The 1,078-nt window shown below is 67.3% G+C and carries 2 protein-coding genes; both read right to left on the bottom strand.

What is annotated here, in order from left to right; genetic code table 11:
• The coding region (locus AB1460_RS37715; protein ID WP_368967365.1) for a hypothetical protein at window positions 1-227 on the bottom strand (227 nt) is incomplete at its 3' end.
• Between the two features lie 124 nt (window positions 228-351).
• Window positions 352-1,002: a response regulator gene (locus AB1460_RS37710; protein ID WP_420497469.1), complete on the bottom strand. Its 651-nt coding sequence runs from the start codon at window positions 1,000-1,002 to the stop codon at window positions 352-354.
• Window positions 1,003-1,078: the final 76 nt, after the last annotated feature.

Raw genomic sequence — 1,078 nt, 5'->3', positions numbered from 1 at the left:
TTTTTGTTTTCAAGCCTAATCCGGCCTCCGATGTCCTCTCTGTTCTCTTGGGCTCGGAGATGTGTATCAGCGACCACACCCGGCGCGGCCGCGACAAGCAGCGACGCCGCCCCCGCCACCGCACCGGCGAACATTCCCGACCGCGCCACACCACGCCGCCGCGACGGCCTTCCCCGCGCCGGCGGTGACACATCTCTGGTCGTCCGTACTACGGAAAGAAACGTCATGCCCTACGTAACGGCCTTCGCCCTCCCACAGGTTCCACCGCATTCCACCGCCATTCCGTACCCCGCCCACCCGAATCGCCCACAGAACATCTCCCACACCCCGGCCACCAGTACACACCCGGGCTTAGCCGCCGTCGGGCTCGGAGAAGCCACCATCAGGGCCGGCGGTGGACAGCTGGGCGTCATGCACCAGCAACGCGATCTGCACCCGGTTGTTCAGACCCAGCCGGGACAGGATCCGCGACACATGCGTCTTCACCGTCGGCAACGCCATGTGCAGCGCCCGGGCGATCTGCGCGTTCGACGCACCGCCACCCACCGCCAGCGCCACCTCCCGCTCCCGCTCCCCGAGCAACGCCAGCCGAGCCCGGGCACCCGCCACCGTGCCCGCACCCGCCGCGGCACCCGCGACCTGCGCGATAAGCCGACGAGTCACCGCCGGAGACAACACCGGATCCCCCGCGGCAACCATGCGGATCGCCGCCACGATGTCCCCCGGCGCGGTGTCCTTGAGCAGGAACCCGGCAGCGCCCGCCCGCAACGCCCCCAGCACATGGGCATCGGTGTGAAACGTCGTCAACACCAGCACCTCCGGCGCACCCGGCCGGGCCCGCACCTGCGCCGTGGCAGCCAACCCGTCCACACCCGGCATCCGGATGTCCATCAGGACCACCGCCGGGCGGTACGCCTCCACCAACCCCACGACCTGCGCACCGTCCGCCGCCTCGGCCACCACCCGAATGTCGTCCGCATGTCTCTTATACACATATCGCATCCCACGAGACCAGAGAGGCTCTCGACTGCCTTCTCATGCATGAAATAACAAAAAACACATACAAACAACACATAAG

The sequence above is a fragment of the Parafrankia sp. FMc2 genome, from assembly GCF_041008525.1.
GTDB lineage: Bacteria > Actinomycetota > Actinomycetes > Frankiales > Frankiaceae > Parafrankia.
Note: the sequence above shows the minus strand (reverse complement) of the source record. Positions and strands in the feature narration are given on the sequence as shown.